At 73.2% G+C, this 25,652-nt stretch carries 20 protein-coding genes; 13 read left to right on the top strand and 7 right to left on the bottom strand.

All coding sequences use genetic code 11. The features are described 5' to 3' along the window. Positions 1–34 precede the first annotated feature (34 nt). From ACFY3J_RS30045 to ACFY3J_RS30000, 10 genes are all read left to right on the top strand, one after another. Entirely contained in the window at positions 35–892 is an 858-nt protein-coding gene (locus ACFY3J_RS30045) for a tryptophan 2,3-dioxygenase family protein (RefSeq protein ID WP_390842127.1), read from the top strand. Beyond that, a complete protein-coding gene (kynU, locus tag ACFY3J_RS30040; protein WP_384174725.1) occupies positions 885–2,087 on the top strand; it encodes a kynureninase in 1,203 nt (400 codons plus the stop codon). Before ACFY3J_RS30045 ends, kynU begins: the two co-directional genes overlap by 8 nt. A gap of 207 nt (positions 2,088–2,294) precedes the next feature. Beyond that, complete coding sequence (locus ACFY3J_RS30035; RefSeq protein WP_384174727.1) at positions 2,295–3,269, top strand: alpha/beta hydrolase; 975 nt, start codon at positions 2,295–2,297, stop codon at positions 3,267–3,269. A gap of 513 nt (positions 3,270–3,782) precedes the next feature. Next, on the top strand, positions 3,783–4,757 hold the full coding sequence (locus ACFY3J_RS30030; RefSeq protein ID WP_384174729.1) for an alpha/beta hydrolase: 975 nt from the start codon (positions 3,783–3,785) through the stop codon (positions 4,755–4,757). Beyond that, positions 4,750–5,967: an acyltransferase gene (locus ACFY3J_RS30025; protein WP_384174731.1), complete on the top strand. Its 1,218-nt coding sequence runs from the start codon at positions 4,750–4,752 to the stop codon at positions 5,965–5,967. The genes ACFY3J_RS30030 and ACFY3J_RS30025 overlap by 8 nt, the downstream gene beginning before the upstream one ends. Further along, positions 5,967–7,457, top strand: a complete 1,491-nt coding sequence (locus ACFY3J_RS30020; protein ID WP_384175069.1) for a sensor histidine kinase — start codon at positions 5,967–5,969, stop codon at positions 7,455–7,457. The genes ACFY3J_RS30025 and ACFY3J_RS30020 overlap by 1 nt, the downstream gene beginning before the upstream one ends. Further along, complete coding sequence (locus ACFY3J_RS30015) at positions 7,454–8,128, top strand: response regulator (protein ID WP_384174733.1); 675 nt, start codon at positions 7,454–7,456, stop codon at positions 8,126–8,128. Before ACFY3J_RS30020 ends, ACFY3J_RS30015 begins: the two co-directional genes overlap by 4 nt. A gap of 101 nt (positions 8,129–8,229) precedes the next feature. Next, entirely contained in the window at positions 8,230–9,597 is a 1,368-nt protein-coding gene (locus tag ACFY3J_RS30010; RefSeq protein WP_390842126.1) for a sensor histidine kinase, read from the top strand. Continuing rightward, the gene (locus tag ACFY3J_RS30005; RefSeq protein WP_384174737.1) at positions 9,594–10,268 is read left to right on the top strand and encodes a response regulator; all 675 of its coding nucleotides are present in this window, start codon (positions 9,594–9,596) and stop codon (positions 10,266–10,268) included. Before ACFY3J_RS30010 ends, ACFY3J_RS30005 begins: the two co-directional genes overlap by 4 nt. An 86-nt stretch (positions 10,269–10,354) precedes the next feature. Further along, positions 10,355–11,584, top strand: a complete 1,230-nt coding sequence (locus ACFY3J_RS30000; RefSeq protein WP_384174739.1) for a cytochrome P450 — start codon at positions 10,355–10,357, stop codon at positions 11,582–11,584. A gap of 89 nt (positions 11,585–11,673) precedes the next feature. Here the strand turns inward: ACFY3J_RS30000 and ACFY3J_RS29995 are convergent, their stop codons facing one another. After that, entirely contained in the window at positions 11,674–13,317 is a 1,644-nt protein-coding gene (locus ACFY3J_RS29995; protein ID WP_390842125.1) for an ABC transporter permease, read from the bottom strand. Further along, positions 13,314–14,312, bottom strand: a complete 999-nt coding sequence (locus ACFY3J_RS29990; protein WP_390842124.1) for an ATP-binding cassette domain-containing protein — start codon at positions 14,310–14,312, stop codon at positions 13,314–13,316. The genes ACFY3J_RS29995 and ACFY3J_RS29990 overlap by 4 nt, the downstream gene beginning before the upstream one ends. Positions 14,313–14,426: 114 nt before the next feature. On the opposite strand from ACFY3J_RS29990, the gene ACFY3J_RS29985 reads away from it, so the two are divergent. Further along, positions 14,427–14,924: a GbsR/MarR family transcriptional regulator gene (locus ACFY3J_RS29985; RefSeq protein ID WP_384174745.1), complete on the top strand. Its 498-nt coding sequence runs from the start codon at positions 14,427–14,429 to the stop codon at positions 14,922–14,924. Between the two features lie 28 nt (positions 14,925–14,952). Here ACFY3J_RS29985 and ACFY3J_RS29980 read toward each other — a convergent pair whose 3' ends face one another. After that, entirely contained in the window at positions 14,953–15,819 is an 867-nt protein-coding gene (locus ACFY3J_RS29980; RefSeq protein WP_384174747.1) for a diacylglycerol kinase family protein, read from the bottom strand. A gap of 197 nt (positions 15,820–16,016) precedes the next feature. Between ACFY3J_RS29980 and ACFY3J_RS29975 the strand changes: the two genes are divergently transcribed. Next, positions 16,017–17,300 (top strand): adenylosuccinate synthase, encoded by a 1,284-nt coding sequence (locus ACFY3J_RS29975; protein ID WP_141359700.1) that lies wholly within the window; start codon positions 16,017–16,019, stop codon positions 17,298–17,300. 114 nt (positions 17,301–17,414) lie between these two features. Here the strand turns inward: ACFY3J_RS29975 and ACFY3J_RS29970 are convergent, their stop codons facing one another. The 4 genes from ACFY3J_RS29970 to ACFY3J_RS29955 form a co-directional block, all read right to left on the bottom strand. After that, a complete protein-coding gene (locus ACFY3J_RS29970; RefSeq protein WP_390842123.1) occupies positions 17,415–18,065 on the bottom strand; it encodes a hypothetical protein in 651 nt (216 codons plus the stop codon). A gap of 92 nt (positions 18,066–18,157) precedes the next feature. Beyond that, positions 18,158–20,587: a glycosyltransferase gene (locus ACFY3J_RS29965; RefSeq protein ID WP_390842122.1), complete on the bottom strand. Its 2,430-nt coding sequence runs from the start codon at positions 20,585–20,587 to the stop codon at positions 18,158–18,160. Then, positions 20,584–21,285, bottom strand: a complete 702-nt coding sequence (locus ACFY3J_RS29960) for a GntR family transcriptional regulator (protein ID WP_384174754.1) — start codon at positions 21,283–21,285, stop codon at positions 20,584–20,586. Before ACFY3J_RS29960 ends, ACFY3J_RS29965 begins: the two co-directional genes overlap by 4 nt. A gap of 113 nt (positions 21,286–21,398) precedes the next feature. Next, positions 21,399–22,754, bottom strand: coding sequence for an aspartate aminotransferase family protein (locus tag ACFY3J_RS29955; RefSeq protein WP_390842121.1), 1,356 nt, complete (start codon positions 22,752–22,754; stop codon positions 21,399–21,401). Positions 22,755–22,971: 217 nt separating this feature from the next. Between ACFY3J_RS29955 and ACFY3J_RS29950 the strand changes: the two genes are divergently transcribed. Then, positions 22,972–25,575 carry a protein kinase gene (locus tag ACFY3J_RS29950; RefSeq protein WP_390842120.1) on the top strand — a complete coding sequence of 868 codons (2,604 nt, stop codon included), beginning with the start codon at positions 22,972–22,974 and terminating at the stop codon, positions 25,573–25,575. Positions 25,576–25,652 lie beyond the last annotated feature (77 nt).

The raw sequence follows: 25,652 nt of genomic DNA, 5'->3' as shown, positions 1-25,652 counted from the left end.
CGGACCGCTACCCGGAGTACAACAGGAGACAGCGATGTCCCAACCGGCTCACCCGACTCCTCAGTCCGCTGAGGCCCTTGAGCCCGAGACCCCGCATCTCGACTTCGCAGGCACGACGCCGTACGAGGACTACGTCCGGGCGGACGTGCTCACCCACCTCCAGCACACCCTCTCCGACGACCCCGGAGAGATGGTCTTCCTGGTCACCACCCAGGTGATGGAGCTGTGGTTCACGGTCATCGTCCACGAGTGGGAGACCGCTGCCAGTGCCCTGCGCTCGGACGACGTGCCGACGGCGGTCGCCGCGCTGAAGCGGTCCGTACGGGAGCTTCAGGCGCTGAACGCCTCCTGGAAGCCGCTCGCCGCACTCACTCCGGCCCAGTTCAACAGCTACCGCGGCGCCCTCGGCGAGGGCTCCGGCTTCCAGTCGGCGATGTACCGCCGCATGGAGTTCCTGCTCGGCGACAAGTCCGCCTCGATGCTCGTCCCGCACCGCGGCGCCCCCCGCGCCCACGCGGAACTGGAGAAGGCGCTGCACGAGCCGAGCCTGTACGACGAGGTGCTGCGGCTGCTCGCCCGGCGCGGGCACGCGGTCCCGGACGCGGTGCTGCGCCGTGACGTGTCGCTGCGCCACGAGCCCAGCGAGGAGGTCGAGGCCGTCTGGGCGGCCCTCTACTCCGGTGACCAGGACGACGAACTCGCCCGGCTCGGCGAGGCGTTGACCGACGTCGCCGAACTGGTGTGGCGCTGGCGCAACGACCACCTCGTCGCCACCCGCCGCGCGATGGGCGCCAAGCCCGGCACGGGTGGCTCCGCCGGTGTGGCCTGGCTGGAGAAGCGGGCCCGGAAGAACGTCTTTCCCGAGCTGTGGACGGCGAGGTCCCATGTCTGAGTCGACCATCCGAGCGGAGAAGCTGGACGCCGCCGACGAACTCGCCGGGCTGCGCGACCGGTTCGTCCTCGACGAGGGCGTCTACCTGGACGGCAACTCGCTGGGCGCGCTCCCGGCGAACGTCCCGGACCGGATCACCGACGTCGTACGCCGCCAGTGGGGCGAGTTGCGCATCCGTTCCTGGACGGAGAGCGGCTGGTGGACCGCGCCCGAGCGGGTCGGCGACCGGATCGCCCCGCTGGTCGGGGCCGCGCCGGGCCAGGTCGTGGTGGGCGACTCGACCAGCGTCAACGTGTTCAAGGCGCTGGTGGCGGCGGTCCGGATGGCCCGGGAGGAGAGCGGCGGCGGTGACCGGGACGAGATCCTGGTCGACGCGACGACGTTCCCCACGGACGGGTACATCGCGGAGTCGGCGGCCCGGATGACGGGCTGCGCGCTGCGCCCGGTCACGCCGGCCGAGGTGCCCGGGGCGCTGACCCCGCGCACCGCCGCGGTCCTGCTGAACCACGTCGACTACCGCACCGGCCGGCTGCACGACCTGCCGTCCCTGACCGCCGCGGTGCACGCGGCGGGCGCGTACGCCGTCTGGGACCTGTGCCACAGCGCGGGCGCCCTGCCGGTGGGGCTGGACGGGCACGGAGTCCGCCTGGCGGTCGGGTGCACCTACAAGTACTTGAACGGCGGCCCCGGTTCACCTGCGTTCCTGTACGTCCGCCGCGATGTGCAGGACCGCTTCGACTCCCCGCTGCCCGGCTGGAACTCGCACGTCGAGCCCTTCGGCATGCGGCCCGAGTACGAACCGGCGGCGGGCGCGCTCCGCGGCCGGGTCGGCACGCCCGACATCCTCTCCCTGCTCGCCCTGGAGGCGGCGCTGGACGTCTGGGACGGGGTGCCGATCGAGGCCGTACGCGCCAAGTCCCTGGCGCTGACGGACTTCTTCCTGGAGTGCGTCGCCGAGTACGTCCCCGCCGGACGCGTGGAGTCCCTGACCCCGGCGGTCCACGAGGAGCGGGGCAGCCAGGTGGCCCTGCGCTGCCCGGACGCCGGGGACGTGATGAAGCGGCTGATCGAACGCGGGGTGGTCGGCGACTTCCGGCACCCCGACGTCCTGCGCTTCGGCTTCACCCCGCTGTACGTCGGGTTCGCGGACGTGGAGCGGGCGGCGCGGGTGCTGGCGGAGGTGCTGGCCGGCTGACACACCGCCGTACGGCCGGCTCCCACGGGCGTACCGGAACGGAGGTTCTGCCGCACGGTCCCGGATCGTGCGGCAGAACCGTTCAGCCTCACCCAGCGTGACATCCCCATGTCGGCGCATGTCACCGGCCTGATACCGTCCCGGCCAACGGCCGGTTGATTTCCTTCCCGGACGGCCAAAACCGTTTCACCGCTGAGAGGTTGGAGCATGCCGGAAGCCGACGCCCCCGTCCCCCGAGCGCTCGCGTCCGAGCGTGCGGAGGGAACCACCGCCGCGGAACCGGGGAACACCGGCGGCCGTGACGCGGCCGCGCGCGCCGCCGCGGAGGAGGAGTCGGTCTTCTCGCACGCGCCCGTAGCACCCGACAGCACGGCCGCCTACGGCGACCACCCCGACCAGGTCGTCGACTTCTACCGCCCGCGCGGGGCGGTCGGCTCCTCGGAGTCCTCCCCGCTCGCCCCGCTCGTGGTGGTGCTGCACGGCGGCGCCTGGCGGGCCCCGTACGACCGTCGCCACATCACCCCGTTCGCGGACTTCCTCGCCCGCCGGGGCTTCGCCGTGGCCTGCGTCGAGTACCGGCGCGGCAGCGCCGCCCCGGCAGCGCCGGGCGAGGAACCGGTCGCCGGCCGCTGGCCGGACACGTTCGACGACGTGGCGGCGGCGCTCGACGCGCTGCCCGCGCTGGCCCGGGAGGCGCTCCCGCAGGCCGACGCGCGGCGCACGGTGCTCTCCGGACACTCGGCGGGCGGCCACCTGGCCCTGTGGGCGGCGGCCCGGCACGTCCTGCCCCCGGACGCGCCCTGGCGCACGGATCACCCCGCCCGGCTGCGGGGTGTGGTCGCGCTCGCCCCCATCGCCGACTTCGCGGTCGCCGAGAAGCTGGACGTGTGCGGCGGGGCGGCCCGTCAACTGCTGGGCGGAGAAGAGGGGTTCGTCGAGCGGCAGCCCTACGCCGACCCGGCTCTGCTGCTGCCGACCGGTATCGCCACGACCCTCGTCCAGGGGCGTGACGACCTGGTCGTACCGCAGGCGGTCGCGGAGTCCTACACCGAGGCCGCGGCGAAGGCGGGCGAGGTGGTGGGCCTGACCCTCCTGGAGGAGGTCGGCCACTTCCCCCTGATCGACCCGGCGGCCGACGCGTGCGCGGTGGTGGCGGAGGAGATCGCCCAGCTGGCGTGGTGACTTCGGCCGGGCAACCCGATGCGGGTCGTACCCGTAGTACTTGAGAGCTACGGCCGCGAACACCTCCCTGGCGTGACGCGAGTTACTGCCCCGGATCCGTAATTTCCCTTCTGGACCGGCCCGACGGCCGGGCGGAGCCGGAGGGGATGAGCCGTGGGGCGTGGGCGGGAGAGACGGGGCATAGCCGCGAGGCTGGGTGCGGGTGCGGCTCCGATTGCGGGTGCGGGTGCGGGTGCGGGTGCGGGGGTCGGTTCGGGGGCGGCTCCGTTTGCGGGCGTGGTTGAGCACCCGGGCATGGGCCTGGACGTGGGGCCGGGGCCGGATCGGGGTGCGGTCGCGGTTGCGGGTCCGAACGCGGGGCCGCGTTCGGGTTCGAACGCGGGCTCGGCGGCCGGTTCGTGGTGGGGCCCTCGGCCGCGCGGCGCGAACGCGGGCTCGGAGACCGGTCCGGGTGCCGGTCCGGGAGCGTGGCCGAGTGCCGGGACCGCAGCGGGTCCGAGTGCCGGGCGGGAGATGGTGCCGGGGATCGGGAAGACCGGTCGGCGGCGGCGGGCGCTGCTCGCCCTCCTCGTCATGGCCGCCGTGGTGGTGCCTCTGTCGGCCGCGGCCCGCCCCCGGATCCCCGCGCCCGCCCCGGCGGTTCTCGCACCCCTGACCCGCACCACCCTCGACGCGGCCTACGGGGCGAACCGCGCCGACGCGGCCCGCGCCTCCGACATGGCCGCGGCGCACGGCGACACGCACCGCGCGGCCGTGGACCACGCGCTGGCGTCCCCCTCCCGTCATCTGCTCTCCTTCGACGGCCGCGGTTCCGGCCGCGTGACGGAGGTGTTCGGCGACCTGGCGCACGCCGACCGCACAGCGGTCCTCGTCCCCGGTTCCGACACCTCCCTGGACACCTACGACCGCTTCCGGAAGGGCGCACTCGCCCTCTACCAGGAACTCGGCCGCGAGACCGCGGCCGGTCCGCGCCCGGCGGTCGTCGCCTGGCTCGGCTACGAGACGCCGGGCACGGTCAGCACCTCGGTGCTCACCACGGGCCGCGCCGAACAGGCGGCCCCGCACCTGCGGGAGCTGATACGCGACCTGCGTGCCGTGGCGGGGCGGGCGCCGCACATCACCCTGGTGTGCCACTCCTACGGCTCGGTGGTGTGCGGGCGCGCCGCGGCAGGCCTGGACGTGAACGACATCGCCCTCATCGGCAGCCCCGGCACCGGCGCGGACTCCGTGCCCGCGCTGAACACCCGGGCCCGGGTCTGGGCGGCCCGCGGCACCGGCGACTGGGTGGCGAACGTGCCGCACGTCCAAGCCGACCTCTTCGGCACGACCGTCGGCCTGGGCACCGACCCCATGGACCCCGCCTTCGGCGCCCGCCGGTTCACGGCCGGAAGCGGCGGCCACAGCGCCTACTTCGCGCCCGGCTCCCCGTCTCTGACCAACCTGGCCCGGATCGTCCTGGGCGCCACGAACGAGGTGCAAGGTGACTGACCGCCTCACACCGGTACTCACCCGCGTACGAGCCTCCGCCGACCGCCTCCACATCCAGACCCCACCGCACCGGGACCGGGCGGTGGACGCCCTGCGAGCCGTCGCCATCCTCGGCGTGGTCCTGGGGCACTGGCTGGTCACGGCCCTGGTCGCGGACACCCGCACCCAGCCCCACCCCACCCTGCGCACCGCGAGCCCCCTCCACTACCTGCCCGCCCTGGCCCCGGTCTCCTGGGCGTTCCAGACCCTCGCCGTGTTCTTCCTCGTCGGCGGGCACGTCGCCACCCGCGGCTACCGTTCGGCCCGCGCCCGCGGGACCAGCTACCCGCGGTGGCTCCGCGCCCGCCTGGCCCGGCTGTTCAGGCCGGTCGCGGCCGTACTGGCCCTCTGGACGGTCACCGCCACCGCCCTCCTCCTGACCGGCGCGGACCCCGACACGGTCCGCACCCTCGTGAAACTGGCTCTGTCCCCCCTGTGGTTCCTCCTGGTCTTCGCCCTGCTGACGGCGGCGACCCCCCTCCTCACCCGGCTCAGTCCCCTGTGGCCCGTGGCCGTCGTCCTGCACGTGGACCTCCTTCGCTTCGGCCTCGGCGCCCCCTCCTGGCTCGGCTGGCTGAACCTGCCGGCAGGCTGGCTCGTGCCGTACACCCTGGGCGCGGCGTGGACCCGCGGTGAGCTGGACCGCCGCCGCGCGGGCTGGATCCTGCTGACCTGCGGCGCGACGGCGACCGCGGCCCTCGTCGCCTGGGCGGGCTACCCGGTGTCGATGGTCGGCGTCCCAGGGGCCGCGGTCTCCAACCTCAACCCGCCGACCCTGGCGGCCGTCACCTTCGGCCTGGCCCAGGCCGGCCTGGCCCTGCTCCTGCGCGAGCGGCTGCGCCGCGCGATGTGCCGCCCGCTCGCCTGGGCGGCGGTGGCGCTGGTCAACCTCTCCGCGATGACGATCTTCCTCTGGCATCAGACGGCCCTGATGGCGACCACCGCCATGGGCCTGTTCGCCGGCCGCGTCCCGGGTCTGCACACGCTCCCCGACGACCTCGGCTGGGTGGCGGCCCGGCTGGCCTGGCTCCCGGTCTTCGCCCTCGCCCTGACCGTCTGCTGGGCTGCTTTCCGCACCTGTGAGCAGGGCGGTGGCCGGCGCCGTTCCCGGGTGGTCCGGTCTCATCGGCCCGGGGCGGCCCACACGCCAGACCCTAAAGTGGGCGCGTGATGCGATGGCAAAGCCGCGTCGGGCATGGACTGCGGGTGCTGCGCGACGACCTGTGGACCGCACGGCTGGATCCGCTGCCCCCGTCCGTCTGGCTGCGCTGGCTGCCGCACGGGATCGTATGGCTGGTCGCGTTCGTGGTGCTGCTGACCGCCGCGGCCCAACTCCAGGGGGACGCGGGGCTGGCCTTCGGGTACGTCTTCCTCATCGCGCTCGGACAGGCCGGTGCGGTGGCGCTCGCCCTGTGGCGGCCCATCCCGGCGTGGTGGCTGTCGACGGCGGCCACGGTGCTGGGGGCGGTGGCGTTGCGCGGCCGGCTGCTCGCCCGCGTGGCGAACGACTTCACCTGGCCCTGGACCGCGTCCGGGATCATCGCCCACCTGTTCGTCCTGCTGCTGCTCGCCCTGCGGGTGCGCACCCGCGTCGCCGCGGAGGCGCTGGCCCTGACCGCGCTGCTCACCTATGTCCTCCAGGGCGCGTGGGGCGCGGCGTACTACCAGCCCACCGGTGTTCTCGCGACGGCGCTGTTCGCGGTGGTGGTGGTGCTGGGCACGGCCCTGCGCGGCCGCCGCGAGGCCCGTGCGGAACTGGTGCAGCAGACCACGCTCACCGCGGAGGAGCGGGCCCGCCGCACGCTTCTGGAGGAGCGCAGCCGTATCGCCCGTGAGCTGCACGACGTGGTCGCCCACCACATGTCGGTGATCTCCATCCAGGCGCAGGTGGCACCGCACCTCACGCGGAACCCCTCGCCGGAGCTGAAGGAGAACCTCGACGGCATCCGGCAGAACGCGCTGGAGGCGCTCGCCGAACTGCGCCGGGTGCTCGGCGTGCTGCGTTCGGAGAACCCCGAGGACCCGTACGGCCTCGGTGAACCCGGCACCAGGGCCGCCCCGGACGCCCCGCAGCCCACCCTCGACCGCCTCGGCGCCCTCGTCGAGAACACCCGCGCCGCCGGTCTGACGGTCACCATGGACACCGAGGACTCGCGGCGCGAGCGCCGGCCGTATCCGCCGGCCGTGGAGTTGTCGGCGTACCGCATCGTCCAGGAGGCCCTGAGCAACGCCCTGCGGCACGCCCCGGGGTCGACGGTCCGCGTGGAAGTCACGCACGTTCCCGACGGCCTGTTCCTGGGCGTGGTCAACTCCCGCCCCCGACAGCCCGTCCAGCCCTCCCCGGGCGCCGGGCACGGCCTGCTCGGCATGCGCGAGCGGGCGGCCATGCTGGGCGGGCACGTCACGGCGGTCAGGACACTGCACGGCGGCTTCGCGGTCTCGGCCTTCCTCCCCCGCGACGGCATCGCACCCGTGACCGGGATCGGCCCACCCCGCCTGCCCGTCATCTACACCGACCCGGCCGACACCCTCGTCGTCCACGTCGAACCGTCCGGCGCGCCCGCCGGCTCCGGCCCCGACGTCGGCACCGGTCCCGACGTCGGCCCCGACGCCGCACCCGCTCCCGGCTCACCGTCCCCGACAGGAGAAGACACTCCATGACGAGCGGCAGCATCCGCGTACTCATCGCCGACGACCAGCAGATGGTCCGTCAGGGTTTCACCGTGCTGCTCAACACCCAGCCGGACATCGAGGTGGTGGGCCAGGCGGTGGACGGCCTGGACGCGGTCGCCAGGGCCGCCGAAGTCTCCCCGGACGTCGTCCTGATGGACATCCGCATGCCCGAACTCGGCGGCATCGAGGCCACCCGCCGCATCACGACCGCCACCCCGGACATGAAGGTCCTGGTGCTCACCACCTTCGACCTGGACGAGTACGTGTACGAGGCGCTGCGCGCCGGCGCGTCCGGCTTCCTGCTCAAGGACGCGTCCGCGGACCAGCTCGCCGAGGCGGTCCGGGTGGTCGCGGCCGGCGACGCGCTGCTGGCACCAGGGATCACGCGCCGGCTGATCGCGGAGTTCTCCCGGCTGAAGGACACACCGCGCGCGCCGCTGAAGTCGCGTATCGGCGTACTGACCGAACGCGAGACGGAGGTGCTCGCCCTGATCGCGCAGGGCCTGTCCAACGCGGAGATCGCCGGGCATCTCGTCGTCGCCGAACAGACCGTGAAGACCCACGTGGGCCGCATCCTGGTGAAACTGGGCCTCAGGGACCGCACTCAGGCGGCGGTGTTCGCCTACGAGTCGGGACTGGTCCGCCCCTCCGGGTACTGACGAGGGAAGCAGGGCACTACCCGTAGTACTTGAGACGGACCGCGAAGGACCCCTCTCACAGGGGACGACCGCGACCGCCGCCTGCGCCTACCGTTTTCAGCGTGACCGAGACGACACAGACGCAGCAGACGACGCCGGACGGCGCCTTCAGCCCGTACAAGCCGCGCAGCCCGGAGTACAAGCTCGCCGCGAAAGCTCTGCACGGGCTGCGGCAGGGTCTGTTCCACGACGCCTTCGCCTACCGTCCGCTGCAGCCCGTGGGTGTCGACGGCCCGCTGTCCCGGCGGCTGCCCGGCCGCCTGCGTCCCTACGCGGCCTGGAGGCCGCACGCCGTGGTGGCGGGGGCCGGCCTGCTGGCGCTGTTCGTCGGCTGGGCGAGCGGCTCGGGCAGCGGGGCGGCCCCAGTGGTGGGTCTGCTGGCTCTCGCCCCGGTGCTGCTCACCCTGACCCGCCCGGTCGGAGCGTTCTGGGTCTCCCTGATGACGGCCACGGTCTCGGCGTGGCTCGTCGGCAGCTACACGACCTGGCCGTGGCAGCCCGGCAGCTACATCGCGCACCTGACGGTGCTCACGGTGGTGGCGATACGCACCCGGCCGCGCACGGCGGCGTGGATGTGGGCGACCACCGCGTTCCACGCCGTGTTCACCGACGCCCTGTTCGGCTACGCCTACGGCAACAACTCGGCACCCATGCTGGTCCTCTCCGCGCTCGTCCTCCTCGTCGTCACCGTCTGGCACATACGCAGGGACGCCGAGGAGGAGGTGACCGCCCAGCAGACGGTGACCGCGCACGAGCGCTCCCGCCGCACCCTGCTGGAGGAGCGCACCACGATCGCCCGCGAGCTGCACGACGTCGTGGCCCACCACATGTCCGTCGTCGCCATCCAGGCCGAGGCCGCCCCCTACCGGGTGCAGAACCCGCCGCCGGAGCTGGAGAAGGCCTTCGCCACCATCCGGGAGAACGCGGTGGCGGCCCTCACCGAGCTGCGCCGCGTCCTCGGTGTCGTCCGCGCGGAGGACTACGAGGCCCCCGACGCCCCGCAGCCCACCCTCGCCGACCTCGGCACCCTGCTGGCGAACGTGCGGGAGGCCGGTCTGGCGGTGGACAGGACCACGATGGGCGCGGTGCGCGAACTCCCGCAGGGCGTCGAGCTGTCGGCGTACCGGATCGTCCAGGAGGCCCTGAGCAACACCCTGCGGCACGCGCCCGGCGCGAGCGCCCGCGTCGAGATCGGCTACGTCCTCGGCGGGTTGGCCCTGCGCGTAGTCAACGGCCCGCCGCCCAAGCCGTCCCTGCTCAAGCCCTCGCCCGGATCCGGACACGGCATCACCGGCATGCGGGAGCGGGTGTCGATGCTCGGAGGCGAGATGACGGCGGGCCCGGCCGCCGACGGCGGGTACGAGGTGGCGGTGTTCCTGCCGGTCGCCACGGTGGTCGCGCCCGCGGACGACGACGAGGCCGGCGCATGAGGACGGGCACGATCCGGGTGCTGGTCGCGGACGACCAGATGATGGTGCGCGAAGGCTTCTCGGTCCTGCTGAACGCGATGCCGGGCATCGAGGTCGTCGGCGAGGCCGTCAACGGCCGCGACGCGGTGGAGAGGGTACGCGAACTGGCCCCGGACGTCGTCCTGATGGACATCCGCATGCCGGAGCTGAACGGCATAGAGGCGACCCGGGAGATCGTCGCCGCGGACGGCACGGCGAAGGTGTTGGTGCTGACCACGTTCGACCTGGACGAGTACGTGTACCAGGCGCTGCGGGCCGGGGCCTCCGGGTTCCTGCTCAAGGACGCCTCGGCGCGGCAGCTCGCCGACGGGGTGCGGGTGGTCGCGGCTGGCGAGGCGCTGCTCGCCCCCTCGGTCACCAGGCGGCTGATCACGGAGTTCTCGAAGCTGACCGAGCCCCCGCGGCTCGCCGCCACCGCGCAGGCGGCGTACGGGGAGCTGACCGAGCGGGAGACGGAGGTGCTGGTGCTGATCGCGCAGGGCCTGTCGAACGCGGAGATCGCCGAGCGGCTGGTGGTCGCCGAGTCGACCGTCAAGACCCATGTGAGCCGCGTCCTGGTCAAGCTGGGCCTGCGGGACCGCACCCAGGCGGCGGTGTTCGCCTACGAGGCGCGACTGGTCACGCCGGGGTGAGCCGCCCCGGGCGGTACCCGGGCCGAGCCGCGAGAGGTCGGCGACACCCCTGGTCGGATCGGGGGTGGCCGGGCTAACGTCCGGCCATGTCCGCTCTTTCTGGTCCTTCCGGCCTCGCCTTCGACCCGTGGGACCCGGCGTTCCTCGCCAACCCCTACCCGGCTTACGCCGAGCTGCGCGCGCGGGGCCGCGTGCTCCACTACGAGCCCACCGACCAGTGGCTGGTGCCGCACCACGCGGACGTCTCGGCGCTGCTGCGGGACCGGCGGCTGGGCCGGACGTACCAGCACCGCTTCACGCACGAGGACTTCGGCCGTACGCCGCCCCCGCCGGAGCACGAGCCGTTCCACGTCCTCAACGACCACGGGATGCTCGATCTGGAGCCGCCGGACCACACCCGGATCCGGCGCCTGGTGTCGAAGGCGTTCACGCCGCGCACGGTGGAGCGGCTCAAGCCGTACGTGTACGACCTGGCGAACGAGCTGGTCTCCGCCCTGGTGGAGGCGGGCGGCGGCGATCTGCTGCGGGACGTGGCCGAACCGCTGCCGGTCGCTGTGATCGCCGAGATGCTGGGCATCCCCGAGGCGGACCGGGCCCAGCTGCGGCCCTGGTCGGCGGACATCTGCGGGATGTACGAGCTGAACCCGTCCGAGGAGACGGCGGCGAAGGCGGTACGGGCGTCGGCCGAGTTCTCCGACTATCTGCGCGAGCTGATCGCCGAGCGCCGCAAGGAGCCGGGCGAGGACCTGATCTCGGGGCTGATCGCGGCGCACGACGAGGGCGACCGGCTGACCGAGCAGGAGATGATCTCCACGGCGGTGCTGCTCCTCAACGCCGGTCACGAGGCCACGGTGAACGCCACGGTCAACGGCTGGTGGGCGCTGTTCCGCAACCCGGAGCAGCTGGCGGCCCTGCGCGCGGACCACTCCCTGATCCCGTCCGCGATCGAGGAGCTGATGCGCTACGACACCCCGCTCCAGCTCTTCGAGCGCTGGGTGCTGGACGAGATCGAGATAGCGGGCACCACGATCCCGAGGGGCGCGGAGATCGCCATGCTCTTCGGCTCGGCCAACCACGACCCGGCGGTCTTCGCCGACCCCGGGCGCCTGGACCTCACCCGCCGGGACAACCCCCACATCTCCTTCAGCGCGGGCATCCACTACTGCATCGGCGCCCCCCTGGCCCGCATCGAACTGGCCGCTTCCATGACGGCCCTGCTGGAGCGAGCCCCGACCCTCACACTCGCGGCGGAGCCGGACCGGAAGCCGAACTTCGTGATCCGCGGGCTGAACGGGCTGAGCGTGGCGGTGGGCTGACGCATCGGGAGCTCCTCGGCATCGAATCCGATCCAACTCGACGCCGAGGAGCCCGAGCACCACCGGCCGAGCCGCGCCCCGCCGTAAGCTCAGCCGCTGATGTCCCGTCTGCGCAGGCCCGCCAGTCCTCCGGTCACCAGGAGCGCGGCGAGGGCGAGCAGGGTGGCGACCGGGCCCCACTCCATCCGGCCGCCCGGCAGCTTCGGCAGGTGGCCGAAGGGGGAGAGGTCGAGCACGAGCTGGGGGACGTTCAGGGCGGGGCCGATCCAGCCGATCAGCAGGACCGCTCCGGCCACGCCCCACGCGGCCACGGCACCCCGCGGCAGGACGCCGTAGAGCAGGACGGTGATGCCGCCGATCACCCACACCCCGGCCACCTGCACGAGGCACGCGCCGAGCATCGGCCCGACCTGCTTGCCGTGGCCGACCGCGATGCCCAGCCCGGCCAGGAGCATGATCAGGGCGGAGCCGCCGAAGGCGATCAGCAGATGCCCGGCGGCCCAGCGCAGCCGGCCCACCGCGCCCGCCAGCACCGGCTCGGCGCGGCCGGACGTCTCCTCGCCGTTCAGGCGCAGCACGGACGCCACGACGTAGAGCGCGGCGACCAGGCCGAGCATCCCGGCCATCGCGGCGAGGAAGGCGTCCGTCAGACCGGACTGCCCGCCCATCCGCTGGAAGATCTCCCGCGCCTTGGCGTTGTCGCCGACGAGCTGGGCCGCGCCGTCCGCCATCCCGCCGTAGACGACTCCGGCGACGAAGAAGCCGATGCTCCAGCCGAGCACGCTGCCGCGTTGCAGCCGCCAGGCCAGCGCGCCCGCCGTGGCGAGGCGGCCCCGGGCCGGTCCCGGCCTGGTGGGCAGGAAGCTCATGCCGAGGTCCCGGCGTCCGGCGAGTTCGTAGGCGATGCCCGCCTGGAGGGCGGTCGCCGCCGCGAACAACAGCAGCACCCACCAGCGTTCGGCGGCGAAGGCGCGCAGGTTCTCCAGCCAGCCCAGCGGGGACAGCCAGGTCAGCACCGACGAGCCTCCCCCAGTGCTGAACGCCTGGGAGGTACCCCCATCCGTCCCCGAGTCGCCCGCGGCCCGCAGCACGAAGGCGGCGCCCAGGACGGCGGAGGTCAGGCCCCGGGCCAGCCGGGCGCTCTCCGTGAGCTGGGCGACGATCGCCGCCATCGTGGCGAAGACCATGCCCACGCCCGCCACCCCGAGCCCGAAGGCCAGGGCACCGGCGGCGCCCTGCCCGGCCAGGCCCGCCGTGATCAGCAGGGCCAGGGCCGCGTTCGCGACCGCCGCGGCGAGCAGTGCCGCCGTCAGCGGTGCCCGGCGGCCCACCATCCCGGACGACACCAGTTCCTGCCGTCCGCTCTCCTCCTCGTCCCGGGTGTGCCGGACGACGACGAGCAGGCTCATGACGGCGGCGAGGACACCCGCGTACACCCCCACCCGCCAGGCCGTCAGCGCGCCCAGCGAGTCGCCGAACACGGGGCCGACCATGGCGCGCAGGGAGGCGTTCGTCGCCATCTGGCGCACCAGGTCGGAGCGCTCGGCCGGGGTGGCGTACAGGCCCTTGAGCGTGTTCGGCATGGACAGGACCATCAGCGCGTTCACCGCGACCCACACCGGGATCATCACGCGGTCGCGGCGCAGGGCGAACCGCAGCAGGGTGCCGGTGCCGGCCAGGTTGCGGGAGCGGCCGGCGGGCACGGCGGCGGCCGTGGAGACGGCGGCGGTCATCGCGCCACCCCCGCGGCTTCCGCGTCGGTCCCGGAGTCCGCCTCGGCCTCGGCCTCGTCGTGGTAGTGCCGCAGGAACAGCTCCTCCAGCGTCGGCGGGGTGGAGGTCAGCGACCGCACGCCCGAATCGCTCAGCGAGCGCAGCACCTCGTTCAGCTTGTCGGTGTCCACCTGGAGGCGGACCCGGTGCCCCTGGACGTCGAGGTCGTGCACGCCGGGCAGCCCGGCGAGCCCGCCCGGCGGGCCGGCGAGTTCGGCGGTGACGCTGGTGCGGGTGAGGTGGCGCAGGTCGGCCAGGGAGCCGCTCTCCACCGTGCGGCCCTTGCGGATGATGCTCACCCGGTCGCACAGTTCCTCGACCTCGCTGAGGATGTGGGAGGAGAGCAGGACGGTGCGGCCCCGGTCGCGCTCCTCCTCCACGCACCGCTGGAAGACCTCCTCCATGAGCGGGTCCAGGCCCGAGGTCGGCTCGTCCAGGATCAGCAGGTCGACGTCGGAGGCGAAGGCGGCGACCAGGGCGACCTTCTGCCGGTTGCCCTTGGAGTACGTCCGCCCCTTCTTGGTCGGGTCCAGCTCGAACCGTTCGACCAGCTCGTCCCGGCGCCGCCGGTCGAGGCCGCCCGCCCGTCGCCCACCACCACCCTGCCTGACGCGCTTCACGCGGCCCCCTTGACGCAGCCTGCCGTACAGGTCGATGACCTCTCCTCCGGAGAGGTTGCGCCACAGGGTCACGTCGCCGGGCACGTAGGCGATCCGGCGGTGCACCTCGACCGCGTCCGCCCAGGGGTCGCGGCCCAGGATCCGGGTGGCGCCCGAGTCGGCGCGCAGCAGGCCGAGCAGGACCCGGATGGTGGTGGACTTGCCGGCGCCGTTGGGGCCGAGGAAGCCGTGCACCTCGCCGGCGGCGACATTCAGGTCGAGGCCGTCCAGCGCCCGCGTGCCGCCGAACGACTTGTGCAGGCCGGATACCTCGATGGCGGGGTTTGCCTTGGTCATGCTTTGGAACGTACGCTAACTTCACAAATTTGTGAAGTTAAGGAAGCGTATAAAAGCGAGGTTAGACTCGACGGTGGTTGTCCGAACAGGGGAGAGCAGGGGAGAGGGTCCGGAATGACGGAGCGGGAAGCAGCGGTGGAGCGGGATCCCGAGGTGGTGTCGCAGTTCGTGGAGCACTTCGCGGCCCAGCTCGTCGAGGCGGGCGTGCCGCGCATGCCGGCCCGGGTCTTCGCCGCGCTGCTCGCCTCCGACGCCGGCGCCCTGACCTCCGCCGAGCTCGGCGGCCAGCTGAAGATCAGCCCCGCGGCCGTCTCCGGCGCGGTGCGCTACCTCGCCCAGGTGCACCTGGTCTCCCGCGAGCGGGAGCCCGGCTCGCGGCGGGAGCGCTACCGGGTCCACAGCGACCAGTGGTACGAGGCGCTCACCAGCCGTGACGCGCTCATCAAGCGGTGGGAGGACGCCCTGCGGGAAGGCGTGGCCAGCCTGGGGGCCGAGACCCCGGCGGGACGCCGGCTGGCCGACACGCTGGCCTTCTTCGAGTTCATCGAGCAGGACGTCGCCGGAATGATGGAGCGCTGGCGCCGCTACCAGGAGGAGAAGCCCCGCAGGTGACGCGGTCGGCCGGCCCTCCGGGGCCTCCTCACCCCGTCACCGGCAGCGTCAGGCCCCAGGCCCCCTCCACGACCCGCCATGTCCGCGTCCGTACCGGCCCCGACACCACCGCGTCCGCCCGGTAGCGGAAGCCGGCTCCCGAGACGGTCACCGTGCGCCCCCGGGCCAGCAGCGGCGACGCCTCCGCGCCCACCGACAGCCGTCGCACCTCCACCTCGGCCTTCCCCGTGCCGCCGCCCGGCGTGACCGAGACCGCCTCCACCGGCTGCTCCAGGTCCACGACCGTCTCCCCGTCGACCTCCACCCGCAGCCGGGAGGGGCCGCCCGGCCCGGCGACCGCCGTGGCCCTCGGCGGGCGGGTCACCAGCGTCCGTACGAGGGACTGGCAGGTCCGCAGCCACGGATGTCCCACCCCGGACGAGACCGCCGCGGACTCCGCCGGATCCTCCTGACGCGGGGAGACCGGCGGGATGCGCAGCGTGCCCAGCACCACTCCGTCGCTGTCGTCGACGAGCAGGTCCAGCCGTCGCTCGGCGCCCTCCAGCACCGCCCGTGCCGCCGCCACCGGTCCCGTCGGCACCCCCAGCGAACGGGCCAGCGACAGGGCACCCCCGACCGGCACCACCGACAGTGCGCATCCGGCCAGCTCCCGCTGCCGGTGCAGCGCCGACACCGCCCGCAGCAGCGCCCGGTCGTCGCCGATCACCACCGGCCGCCGGGAGCCGCGTCGCGCCAGCGCACGGGTGAACTCCTCCGGCCCGTCCGGCAGGCACACCTTGGCGGACGCACCCGCGCTGAGCACGTCTTTCGCGATCCGTACGGACTCCCCGTCCGTCCTCCGGGCGGCCGGGTCGATGACCACCAGCAGCTGATCGGACGTCGGATAAGTCGCCACCTCGGTCCTGCCTCGCTTCCTCGGGTAGCATCTTTGTGCAAGAGCCCCTTTGCGCTATTGCGCCGGGGGCTTCGTCTATTCCGGGGCATCCGGTCCGACGGTTGAGCGGCCGACGACGGTCGCGGTGCACGCGGCGGTGAACCCTCCGCGTACGCCCCTGACCCTGGACATGCCCCGCCCGGAAGGGGTGTACGCGCGTGCCCGCACTTGTGCTGCTCGGTGCTCAGTGGGGTGACGAGGGCAAGGGGAAGGCCACCGACCTGCTCGGTGGCTCCGTGGACTATGTAGTGCGATATCAAGGCGGCAACAACGCCGGCCACACCGTCGTCGTCGGTGACCAGAAGTATGCACTGCACCTCCTTCCTTCCGGAATCCTCTCGCCCGGTTGCACGCCGGTCATCGGCAACGGTGTGGTCGTCGACCCGTCGGTCCTGCTCTCCGAGCTGAGCGGTCTGAATGAGCGCGGCGTCGACACGTCCAAGTTGCTGATCAGCGGCAATGCCCACGTCATCACGCCGTACAACGTCACCGTCGACAAGGTGACGGAACGCTTCCTCGGCAAGCGGAAGATCGGCACCACCGGCCGGGGCATCGGCCCTACCTACGCGGACAAGATCAACCGCGTCGGCATCCGGGTGCAGGACCTGTACGACGAGTCGATCCTCACCCAGAAGGTGGAGGCGGCCCTCGACGCCAAGAACCAGATCCTCACCAAGCTGTACAACCGGCGCGCGATCGCCGTGGACCAGGTGGTCGAGGAGCTGCTGGGCTACGCCGACCAGATCAAGCCGTACGTCGCCGACACGGTCCTGATCCTCAACCAGGCGCTGGACGAGAACAAGGTGGTCCTCTTCGAGGGCGGCCAGGGCACGCTGCTGGACATCGACCACGGCACGTACCCCTTCGTCACCTCCTCCAACCCGACCGCGGGCGGTGCCTGCACGGGCGCCGGCGTCGGCCCGACGAAGATCAGCCGCGTCATCGGCATCCTCAAGGCCTACACCACCCGCGTCGGCTCCGGCCCCTTCCCGACCGAGCTGTTCGACGAGGACGGCGAGGCGCTGCGCCGGATCGGCGGCGAGCGGGGCGTCACGACCGGCCGCGACCGCCGCTGCGGCTGGTTCGACGCGGTGATCGCCCGCTACGCCACCCGGGTCAACGGCCTGACCGACTTCTTCCTCACCAAGCTCGACGTCCTCACCGGCTGGGAGCAGATCCCGGTCTGCGTCGCCTACGAGATCGACGGCGAGCGCGTCGAGGAACTCCCGTACTCCCAGACCGACTTCCACCACGCGAAGCCCGTCTACGAGTACCTCCCCGGCTGGCAGGAGGACATCACGAAGGCCAAGACCTTCGCCGACCTCCCGAAGAACGCCCAGGCCTACGTCAAGGCCCTGGAGGACATGTCCGGTGCCCCGATCTCCGCGATCGGCGTGGGCCCGGGCCGCGACGAGACGATCGAGATCAACTCGTTCCTCTAGAACGGCGTCCCCGAGGCTCGGGACCTGGGGGCGGCCGGCACGGTGAACCCGTGCCGGCCGCCCCGCCCGACGGTGGTGGTCACAGCAGGGCGATCAGCTCCGCGAGCGGGTGCCTCAACTGAACACGATCATCGAGCCCTGGGCCAGGCTCCGTGTCGCCGCCGCGTGGAGGCTCAGCCAGACGTGGCGTTCCCGGGCGAACGGGCTGGGGTCGTACGGCGCGGGGGCGGCCGGCTGTTCCAGTTCCGTGGGGCCGAGCGGCGGGTCGGGGGCGGCCGGCGGGTTGGCCGGGTCGATGCCCAACGACGGGGCGACGTGGTCCAGTTCGCGCAGGAGGGCCTGGGAGGAGCCCAACGGGCCGCCGCCGGACAGGAGTTCCTCGTTGGACAGGGGGTGCGGGAAGTCCAGCGGGACGTACGCGCCGGCGTGGTCGTAGTGCCAGACCAGGTGGGACTGCTGGGCCGTCGTCTCGAACATCTCCAGCAACTGCTCGTAGTCGCCGCCCAGTTCGTCGACCGGGGTCAGCGGCAGGCCGCAGACCTGGAGAAGGTAGGCGCGGCGCAGGAAGTGCAGCGCGTCGTAGTCGAAGCCGGCCACCGGTGCCACCTCCCCGGACAGGCCGGGCATGTACTGGTACACCGGCACCGGTGGAAGCCCGTTTTCGGCGAGCACCTTGTTGTACTGCGCGAGTTCCTCGGCGAACGGGTTGTCCGGGGTGTGGCACAAGATGTCGACGAGCGGTACCAGCCACAGGTCACAGGCCAAAGAGGGCTCCTCGGGGAGGGCAGGGCTTCCAGCGTGTTCGGTGGTCGAAGAGTGTGAAGAAGAGTCTAGAAGCGTAGTCGGTGCGGAACCGCTCAACTCCCCTCGTGCAGGTCCCATACCCACACCCCGCCGGTCCACGTGCCCGGACGGCCCACCAGCTTCGTCACCGCCTCCCGCAGCGGTTCCTCGTGCCGCTGGGGCGCCAGGACCAGGACGCCCGCGTGCCAGTCGGCGAAGTCCCGCCGCGCCTGGGCCCGCCAGTTCTTGTCGAGGGCCGGTACGGACCCGGTGTAGCTCACGTCCCGCAGCATGTTGGAGGTGTAACGGGGGACGGCGCCGTAGATGCCGACGCGGTCGGGGCCGTAGGGGCCGTTGAAGTAGCCCCCGGGGAGCTTGAAGCCGAGGTGGGCCGCGGTCTGCCAGTGCAGGGCCTCCGCGTTGCCGGGGTCGGGCAGCGGTATCGGCACCAGGGTCTCGCCGTCGCGGACGTAGGACTTCCAGAGGCCGGCCGTGATGAAATCCGGTACCGGGGCACGGTCCTCGGCCTTCAGCGGCGCCGGGACCAGCGGCAGCAGCGCGAGACAGACCGCCAGCAGGCCGCCGTAGAGCGTGCCGACGCGGCGGGTCGCCGTGATCCTGGCGACGGCGATCGCCAGCAGCATGCCCAGCGCCGGCGCGCAGATCATCGCCACACGACCCTCGATGACCGATTCGAACAGCGGCAGGTGGGCGAGCGGCGCCCACGGGCCGGGGTAGACCGTGTCGGTCAGCGGGACGCGGAACTTCGGGCCCAGGGACAGCAGGGCCGCGGCGGCCGTCGTGACCGCCAGCGCCTTCACCAGCGCGTGCTCCCACAGCCGTACGGTGATCCCGAAGGCGAGCAGGAGCAGCGGCCAGCCGTAGAAGGCGTTCTGCTCCGTGGGGTTCAGGGACAGGGCGTCCGCCTTCTGGGCGTCGCCCGCGAACAGGGAGCGCTCGGCGAAGGAGATCAGGGCGAGCGGACTGTTGCCGGCGTTGTCGCCGTGCAGCACGCTCTTGTAGCTCTGCGGGCCCGCGAACTGCCAGTACAGCGGGTAGGCGACGATCGGCAGGCACACCGCCGCGGCGATCAGCAGGCCCTTCAGGAGGGGCCTCCAGGCCTCCCGCGCGACCTCCCTGCGGACGAGCCCGTAGGCGGCGGCGAACAGGGCCATGCCGATCGCGGCGAGCAGCAGCGGCTCCTCGCCCAGGAAGATCTGGTATGCCGCCATCAGTCCGAGCACGATCCCGTCCCGCCGCACCCGCGTGCCCTCGCACAGGCGCAGCGCCCGGTCGACGATCAGCGGGATCATGAACAGGATCACGAAGTTCGGGTGCGCGTTGGCGTGGCTGACCATCGGCGGGGCGAAGGCGGCCAGGCAGGCGCCGGTGAAGGCGGCGCCCCGGTGCCGTACGACCCGTCTGACGATCAGCCAGTACCAGGCGGCCGCGGTGGCCGCGAGCCCCAGGGTCATGCAGACGCTGAGCGAGACCGCCGGACCGAAGGCCAGCGTGACCGGGGCGAAGGGGACGGACATCCCCAGCATGACCGTGTTGGCCATGAGGTTCACGCCGTCGGGGAAGCCCTGGAGATCGGTGAACAGGGGGTTGCGCAGATGGGCGACGCTGTCGGCGGTGACCGCGAAGAACCACTCCCACTGGTTCTGGTCCTGGAGGGAGTCGGGAAGATAGCGGTGGGCGGGGTCGAAGAGGCGGCCCGAGTAGAGGGTGACCGCCATCAGCAGGAAGAGCGCGGCGGCGAACAGGTCGGCCGGGCGGACGGAACGGCTCTTGAGCCGGCCCAGTTCGGCGAGGACCCGTAGGTAGTCCAGCGGGGCGACCTTCGAACCGGACTGGTGCGCCCAGCGGACCGGCACCTCGGCCACCGGCCAGTCGCGGCGGCGGAAGTGCTGGAGGACCTCCACGTCGATGCCCCAGCCGCTCAGCCGCGAGGCGGCGAACGCCTCGCGGGCCTGGTCGCCCTCGAAGAGTTTGAAGCCGCACTGGGTGTCGCGTATGCCGGGCACCGCGATGCGCCGTATCAGCAGGTTCCCGGCGCGGCCCAGCAGTTCGCGCACCCGGTGCTGGCGCCTGGCGATCGTCGCGCCCGGCACCGAGCGGGAGCCGATCGCGGCCGCGCCGCCCTCGCCGAGCGCCTTGTCGAGCTGTTCCAGCTCCTCGATGGGGGCGGCGAGGTCGGCGTCGGTGACCAGCACCCGGCGGCCGCGGGTGGCGGCCACCCCGAGGCGCAGTGCGTGGCCCTTGCCGCGGTTGCGGTCGCCGGCGACGAGCCGGACGCGCGGGTCCCGGCGGTCCGTGACGAGGCCGCCGGTGCCGTCGGTGGACCCGTCGTCGGCGACGACGACCTCCCATGAGCCGAAGCGGCCCTCGTTGTCGACCAGGTAGGCGGTGACCGCGTCGAGGGTGGGCCCGAGCCGCCGTTCCTCGTTGTAGGCCGGGATGACGACGGACAGGGCGACGGCCCCGGTGACGGTCTCACTCATGCGGTGGCCAGCCGCTCGACGAGGGCGAGGTCGTGCGCGTTGTACGCGGCGACGATCGCGCGGGCGGCCGGGGCGTCGCCCCTCACCATGGCGTCGACGAGTTCGGTGTGGGCGGACCACAGCAGGCCGCGTAGATCACCGCGGCGGCGCAGGTGCTGCACCGCGCACACCCAGAACTGCACGCGCAGCCGGTTCAGGAAGTCGGAGAGGTAGGGATTGCCGAACAGGGCGCCGAGTTCCCGCCAGAAGCGCAGGTCGTAGCCGATCAGAACGGTCAGGTCGCCGGCGGTGGCCGCGCGCTGCGCCTCCTCGCCGCGCCTGCGCACCCCGGTGAGCGTGGCCTTGACGTACGGGTCGTCGGGCCGGCGGAAGGCATCGGGCGCCGAGACGGCGGCCTGGAACATGCCGTCGGTGACCAGAGCACGGGCCTTGATCATGTCGTGGAGGTCGTGCAGCGAGTACTCGCGCACGTGGAAGCCGCGGTGCTGGTCGGCCTCCAGCAGACCCTGCGCGGACAGGTCGACGAGCGCCTCGCGCACCGGGGTCGCGGACACCCCGTACTGCTCGGCGATCTCCTTGACCGTGAACTCCTGCCCCGGCTGGAGCCGCCCGGCCAGCACCTCGTCCCGGAGCGCGTCCGCGATCTGCTGCCGCAGGGTGCTGCGCGTCACGGCGCCGTTGCCGCTGATGCCGGGCATGGTCGGGGCGTCTCCTTGCGCGTGCGGGTGGCGTACTCGTACATCCATGTCTACGAGCACGCCACCTTACGCGTTCGGGATGCCGCCGATTCCGGCTCGTGCGGCCCGCGCCGCTACTCGGTGTGCTCGTCGGCCACCGACAGCGCGGCGTCCAGCGCCGCGAGGCCCTCCTTCAGTTCGGCCTCGGTCGCGTTGCACGGCGGGACGACGTGCGTGCGGTTCATGTTGATGAAGGGCCACAGGCCGTTCGCCTTCGCGGCGGCGCCGAAGGCCGCCATGGGGGCGCCCGCCTCCCCGGCCGCGTTGTACGGCACCAGCGGCTCACGGGTCTCGCGGTTCTTCACCAGCTCCACGGCCCAGAACATGCCCACGCCGCGCACGTCGCCGACACTCGGGTGCCGCTCGGCCAGCTCGCGCAGCCCCGGCTCCACGACCTCGGCGCCGAGCCGCTTGGCGTTCTCGACGACGCCCTCCTCGGCCATCACGTTGATCGTCGCGACGGCCGCCGCGCACGCCAGCGGGTGCCCGGAGTACGTCAGACCGCCGGGGTAGGCCCGCTTGCCGAAGGTCTCCGCGATCTTCCCGGAGATGGCGACGCCGCCCAGCGGCACGTACCCGGAGTTCACGCCCTTGGCGAAGGTCATCAGGTCCGGCACGACGTCGAAGAGGTCCGCCGCGAACCACTCACCGGTCCGCCCGAAGCCGGCCATGACCTCGTCCAGGATGAAGACGATCCCGTACTTGTCGCACAGCTCGCGCACCCCGGCCAGGTAGCCGGGCGGGGGCACCATGATCCCGGCGGTTCCGGGGATGGTCTCCAGGATGATCGCGGCGATGGTCGCGGGACCCTCGAAGGCGATCGTCGCCTCCAGGTGCTCGAGGGCCCGCGCGCACTCCTGCTCCTCGGTCTCGGCGTAGAAGCGGGAGCGGTAGAGGAAGGGCGCCCAGAAGCGCACCACGCCCGCCGAGCCGGTGTCCGACGCCCAGCGGCGCGGGTCGCCGGTGATGTTGATGGCCTGCTGCGTGCCGCCGTGGTACGAGCGGTACGCCGAGAGCACCTTGGGCCGCCCGGTGTGCAGCCGCGCCATGCGCACCGCGTGCTCGACGGCGTCCGCGCCGCCGTTGGTGAAGAAGATCTTGTCCAGGTCGCCCGGCGTCCGCTCGGCGATCAGCCGTGCCGCCTCGGACCGTGCCTCGACGGCGAACGCCGGCGCGAACGTGGCCAGGGTGGCGGCCTGCTCCTGTATCGCGGCGACGACCTTGGGGTGCTGATAGCCGATGTTGGTGAAGACGAGCCCGCTGGTGAAGTCCAGGAAACGCTTGCCGTCGTAGTCCCAGAAGTACGAACCTTCGGCACCGGCCACGGCCGGCGGGTCGATGAGGTCCTGGGCGGACCAGGAGTGGAACACGTGCGCCCGGTCCGCGGCCTTCACGACTGCACCGGCTTCGGGATTCGGCTGAGGGGTCATGCGGCGAGGGTAAACGGCGCGGACGGGAGCGCGACATCGGCGCCCTGTCTGCGGACGCGGGGTTTTAGCGACAGGTTGTCGGGAGGGCGGCCCGCGCGGGGCGGACCTGTTACGGAACCGTAGACGCCGGGTCGCCCGGCCGGACGGGCCGCCGCACTATTCTCGGTCTGACGCACAGGGGCCGTATCGGGGGATATCGGGGGGAGGCGGTTCGGCCATGGAAAGGCTGGGGCCTGGCGATCCGCAGAGGATTGGTGCCTACCGGCTGCTGGCGCGGCTCGGGGCCGGCGGCATGGGGCAGGTGTTCCTGGCCCGGTCGGACCGGGGGCGGACCGTCGCCGTGAAGCTGGTACGGCGGGAGCTGGCGCAGCAGGAGGAGTTCCGGGCGAGGTTCCGGCAGGAGGTGCGGGCCGCGCGGCAGGTCGGTGGGTACTGGACCGCGCCCGTGCTGGACGCGGACACCGAGGCCGCCGTGCCGTGGGTCGCCACCGGGTACGTCGCCGGGCCGAGCCTGCAACGGGTCGTCGGGCACGACCACGGCCCGCTGCCCGAGCGGTCCGTGCGGATCCTCGCGGCCGGGCTGGCGGGCGCGCTGAAGGACATCCACGCCGCGGGTCTCATCCACCGCGACCTCAAGCCCTCGAACGTGCTGGTGACGATCGACGGGCCGCGCGTCATCGACTTCGGCATCGCCCGCGCGCTGGAGACCGTCACGGACGGCGGGCTCACGCGGACCGGCGCGCTGGTCGGCTCGCCCGGGTTCATGGCGCCCGAGCAGGTCCGCGGCGACCGGGTCACGACCGCGTGCGACGTCTTCTGCCTGGGCTCGGTCCTCGCGTACGCGGCGACCGGCGCGCTTCCGTTCGGCGGTGCCGACAGCGGAGTGCACGCGCTGATGTACCGCATCGCCGAGAAGGAACCCGACCTCGAGGCGCTGCCCGAGGGCATCGCCGACCTCGTCCGCGCCTGCCTGAAGAAGGACCCGGCGGCCCGGCCCACCATGGACCAGATCATCCAGCGCACCGGCGCCGAGGACACGATCGCCGACGGCCGCCTGCGCGACCCGTGGCTGCCGAGCGCCCTGGTCGCCCAGCTCGGACGCCACGCGGTCCAGCTCCTGGACGCGGAGAACCCGGAGGAACCGCGGGAGACGACGACACCCCCCGACCCGACCAAGAGCCCGACGGGCCCCACGGGGCAGGCGGCGCCGGGAGCGCCCGGCGCTCCCGGCGCCGTGGCAGGAGCGCCGGCTGCCGGGCTCGGGTCCGCCGCTTCGGGCGTACCCGGCCCTTACGGTGCGTCGGCCTCGCCCGGTGTGCCGGGGGCTGCCGGGGCTCCGGGAGGTGTCGAGGCCGTTCCGGGGCCGCCCGCTGCCGGTGTGCCTGGCCCTTACGGTGCGTCGGCCTCGCCCGGTGTGCCGGGGGCTGCCGGGGCTCCGGGAGGCGCTGGGGCGGTGTCGGGGGTGCCCGCCGGCGGGGCCGCTGTCGGTGTGCCTGGCCCCCACGGGGCGGCCGCGTCGCCCGGTACCCCCGGTGTCGTCCCGGGAGCCGCCGGGGCTCCCGGAGGGCCTGGGGCTGTCTCCGGGGCGCCTGTTGACGGGTCCGGAGCTGCCGCTTCGGGTGAGCCCGGCCCCCATGGGGCTTCGGTGTCGCCCGGTACGCCGGGGGCCGCCGAGGGTTCGGGTGGGGCTGGTGCCGTTCCGGGAGCGCCCGCTGCCGGTGTGCCCGGCCCTTATGGGGCCTCGGTGCCGCCCGGTGTGCCGAGAGGTACCGGGATTCCTGGAGGGGCTGGGGTTGTCTCCGGGGCGTCCGCTGCCGGTTCCGGGGGCGTCGGAGGCGGCTCGCAGGGGCCGGACGCGGCCTCCGGCGTTGCCGGTCCCGCCGGGGCGCAGCCGTACGCCTCGCCCGAGCACGCGCCCGTCTCCGACGCCTCCGTGCCGCCGCCGCCCGGACAGCCCGGCGGTGGGGGACACACCCCGTTGAACCACCTGCCCACCATGATCGCGGGGCAGGCGCCGCCGCCGGGCCCGACGCCCGCTCCCGTCCCGTACGGCTACCCCCAGCAGCACCCGCAGCCCGCCGCCTACGGCCACCCGCAGCAGCCCGGCGGCTGGGGCGCGCCACCCGGGCACCACCCTTACGGCGGCCTGGGCCAGACCCCTCCGTACGGCCCGCCCCCGATCGGCTCGACCCCTCCGTACGGCCCGAGCCCGCTCCCGGACCGGGAGCCGCGCCGCGGCGGCCGCTCCACCGCGGCGCTGGTCGCGGTCGCACTGGTGGTGGCGCTCGGCGCGGGCGGTTCCGTGTACGCCCTGATGCGCGACGGCGGCGACAGCGACGACAAGGGCGGCGGGTCCGGCCCGACGCCGACCGTCAGCGTGCCCACCACGCACGACGCCACGGGCCCCGGCGGCTCCGACCCGTCGCCGACGGCCTCGCAGCCGAAGTCCCCGTCGCCGGCCGAGGGCCTGGTCCCGACCGGCTACCTCGGCAGCTGGACGGCGACGATCCACAACGCCTACGGAGCGAACAGCCGTCGGCTCACCATCACCCAGGGGAACGTGGGCGACACCGTGCTCACCCTCGTCGCCGACGGCCCCACCGACAGCGGCGGCACCTACCACTGCGTGTTCGAGGCCCGGCTCGCCCAGCGGCCGAGCGGCGGCGGCCCGCTGGAGATCGGCCCCTCCGTCGTCACGACCGGACAGCAGAGCGAGGGGTGCAACCCGGGCGCGGCCACGCAGGTCACCCTGTTGCCGGACGGCACACTCCAGCGCGTGAACACCGGCAGCGGGGAGAAGCTGGCGTACACCAGGCAGTGACGGCGTCAGCGCCACCAAGCAGTGACGGCGTCAGCGCCACCGGACAGTGCCGGAGCCGGCGCCACGAGGCGGTGACC

The sequence above is a fragment of the Streptomyces sp. NPDC001231 genome (assembly GCF_042896885.1).
Lineage (GTDB): Bacteria > Actinomycetota > Actinomycetes > Streptomycetales > Streptomycetaceae > Streptomyces.
Note: the sequence above shows the minus strand (reverse complement) of the source record. Positions and strands in the feature narration are given on the sequence as shown.

Coding starts and splice junctions, on each gene's coding strand:
- ACFY3J_RS30045 (WP_390842127.1), top strand. CDS start 35: ATGTCCCAACCGGCTCACCCGACTCCTCAGTCCGCTGAGGCCCTTGAG.
- kynU (WP_384174725.1), top strand. CDS start 885: ATGTCTGAGTCGACCATCCGAGCGGAGAAGCTGGACGCCGCCGACGAA.
- ACFY3J_RS30035 (WP_384174727.1), top strand. CDS start 2,295: ATGCCGGAAGCCGACGCCCCCGTCCCCCGAGCGCTCGCGTCCGAGCGT.
- ACFY3J_RS30030 (WP_384174729.1), top strand. CDS start 3,783: ATGGTGCCGGGGATCGGGAAGACCGGTCGGCGGCGGCGGGCGCTGCTC.
- ACFY3J_RS30020 (WP_384175069.1), top strand. CDS start 5,967: ATGCGATGGCAAAGCCGCGTCGGGCATGGACTGCGGGTGCTGCGCGAC.
- ACFY3J_RS30015 (WP_384174733.1), top strand. CDS start 7,454: ATGACGAGCGGCAGCATCCGCGTACTCATCGCCGACGACCAGCAGATG.
- ACFY3J_RS30005 (WP_384174737.1), top strand. CDS start 9,594: ATGAGGACGGGCACGATCCGGGTGCTGGTCGCGGACGACCAGATGATG.
- ACFY3J_RS30000 (WP_384174739.1), top strand. CDS start 10,355: ATGTCCGCTCTTTCTGGTCCTTCCGGCCTCGCCTTCGACCCGTGGGAC.
- ACFY3J_RS29995 (WP_390842125.1), bottom strand. CDS start 13,317: ATGACCGCCGCCGTCTCCACGGCCGCCGCCGTGCCCGCCGGCCGCTCC.
- ACFY3J_RS29990 (WP_390842124.1), bottom strand. CDS start 14,312: ATGACCAAGGCAAACCCCGCCATCGAGGTATCCGGCCTGCACAAGTCG.
- ACFY3J_RS29985 (WP_384174745.1), top strand. CDS start 14,427: ATGACGGAGCGGGAAGCAGCGGTGGAGCGGGATCCCGAGGTGGTGTCG.
- ACFY3J_RS29965 (WP_390842122.1), bottom strand. CDS start 20,587: ATGAGTGAGACCGTCACCGGGGCCGTCGCCCTGTCCGTCGTCATCCCG.
- ACFY3J_RS29960 (WP_384174754.1), bottom strand. CDS start 21,285: ATGCCCGGCATCAGCGGCAACGGCGCCGTGACGCGCAGCACCCTGCGG.
- ACFY3J_RS29955 (WP_390842121.1), bottom strand. CDS start 22,754: ATGACCCCTCAGCCGAATCCCGAAGCCGGTGCAGTCGTGAAGGCCGCG.
- ACFY3J_RS29950 (WP_390842120.1), top strand. CDS start 22,972: ATGGAAAGGCTGGGGCCTGGCGATCCGCAGAGGATTGGTGCCTACCGG.